The sequence below is a fragment of the Microcoleus sp. PH2017_28_MFU_U_A genome, from assembly GCF_020738035.1.
Lineage (GTDB): Bacteria > Cyanobacteriota > Cyanobacteriia > Cyanobacteriales > Microcoleaceae > Microcoleus.
The window spans coordinates 1-1932 of sequence record NZ_JAEQCX010000151.1 but is presented as its reverse complement, the minus strand read 5'-3'; the positions used below and the strand labels follow the sequence as shown (position 1 = coordinate 1932).

The following is a 1932-nucleotide window of genomic DNA, read 5'->3' as shown; positions in this document are numbered from 1 at the left end:
CGTTCTTTTTCGCTATGAGTGCTGACTTTTGAATCCTTTGGAGTTGGCTTTGATGTCTGGTTTTCCTTGTTCTCCCTTCAATCGGTTGTTTTCATCTTTTAACCGTTGATTCTCTGATTCTAAGTCTTTGACTTTTAATTGTAATTGTTCTATGAGGTTCAGTAATATCTCTACTTTATGACGCATTGATGCGTCTGCAATACCTGAGGGGTCGATGGTTTGCAGTATATTGGAGGATGATTTGTCTTGTGAAATAGTCTTTGGCGTCATGTCTCCTATTTTATAACACTTTTTTTACTCTGCTTACTTTTTTTCTCTGCTACCCCTAATTATTGAGCGGATACAAAAAAGATGTGACAGAGGTATAAACCGTGGACAATCCGATACTGATTCACGCAGAACAGAACGAAGGAACAGCCTTTGGAGACCCAAGGTTGGTAAAAAAGGGGCGGCATTATATGAAGCAATGGGTCAGCATCAATCGGTAAATATTCGTCAAATCAGCCGAAATCGAGCTCAACAAGTAGGATACTATCGTTTTTTGGAGAATGAAAACGTGACCGTATCGGAATTAGTGCAAAGCCTATCGGAGCATTGCCAAAAAAATATAGAAGGACGGCACGTATTAGCCGTCAGTGATAGCAGTGAAATCAATTTGCAGTCCCACTCCGGCCGATTAAAACCCGAACAATTAGGGGTGGTTGGCAATAATACAGATCTGGGTTTTTATATACATCCTACATTAGTTTTGGATGCTGAAAATGGCTTTCCATTAGGGTTAAGCACGGTGCAACTGTGGAGTCGAGATTTAGATCATAAGAATAAGCATGAACGCAATTATCAAAATCTGCCGATAGAGCAGAAAGAATCATACAAATGGTTGGCATCCGCCGAGCGCAGTCAGCGGTGTTTCACTAAAGGTGGTGCCCTGATGGTCACTCACATTGGTGACCGCGAAAGTGACTTATATGAGGAATGGGCGACCGTGCCCGACCAACACAATCACCTATTGGTGCGCGTTCGTCAAGACCGTCGGTTATTAGGACAATCCCAATCGCTTTATACCTATTTAACAGAACAGCCTTGTGAAGGGGTTTGTACAATTAATGTACCAGCAGACGCACGTATTGGTCGGACAGCGAGAGAAGCATTGCTGATGATTCGGTGTGTTAGTGTGAAGATTCGCCGTCCCGATCACTTGAAAGCACGAGATTATCCACCCAGTATCACTCTTTATGCAGTCGAAGCAATAGAAGTTAATCCTCCGGCAGGGCAAGAGGCGATTCATTGGCGATTACTCACAACTCACAGGGTGGTTTGTTTAGAACAAGCACTACAAGTTATCCAATGGTATCGATGGCGATGGCGCATTGAACAACTTTTTGCCACATTGAAACAAGCAGGATTAAATCTTGAAGCTACACAGTTAGAGTCCGTAGTGGCCATTCAAAAACTCACTGTCTTGGCTTTAGGGGTTGCCGTGCGAACCCTACAAATGGTTGAAGGGCGCGATAATTCTGACTTATCTGTTTCCCTGGCTTTCTCTGATGCTCAACAGCAGTGCTTGTCTGTGATTGAACCATCTCTTCAAGGGCGCACGAAAAAATTGCAAAACCCCTATCCTCCCACTTCCTTACCTTGGGCTACTTGGCTGATTGCTCGACTTGGGGGTTGGTCTGGTTATAGTTCTCAGAGACCTCCCGGAATGCCTACCCTTGTTCATGGACTCCGACAGTTTGAATCCATCTTTGTGGGATGGAAACTAGCTCAGAATCAACTTGTGTGTACACGGTAGCCTTAAAAAGGGGAGTAGGGGGTGGGACAAGAAGCTCTTAAGGGAGCACCACAGAATGATTGATCCTATAATGACCCAAAGATAATTTCAGTGTGCAGCGTATCTTATGTCTCTAAAATCTATCATGAAACTGACCG

2 protein-coding genes are annotated in these 1932 nt (G+C 43.9%); one reads left to right on the top strand and one right to left on the bottom strand.

Annotation, left to right across the window (positions count from 1 at the left end):
- Positions 1-12: 12 nt before the first annotated feature.
- Positions 13-270 (bottom strand): hypothetical protein, encoded by a 258-nt coding sequence (locus JGK14_RS30725; RefSeq protein ID WP_293328096.1) that lies wholly within the window; start codon positions 268-270, stop codon positions 13-15.
- A 196-nt stretch (positions 271-466) separates the two neighbouring features.
- On the opposite strand from JGK14_RS30725, the gene JGK14_RS30720 reads away from it, so the two are divergent.
- Positions 467-1795, top strand: coding sequence for an IS4 family transposase (locus JGK14_RS30720; protein ID WP_293233821.1), 1329 nt, complete (start codon positions 467-469; stop codon positions 1793-1795).
- The last annotated feature ends 137 nt before the right edge of the window (positions 1796-1932 follow it).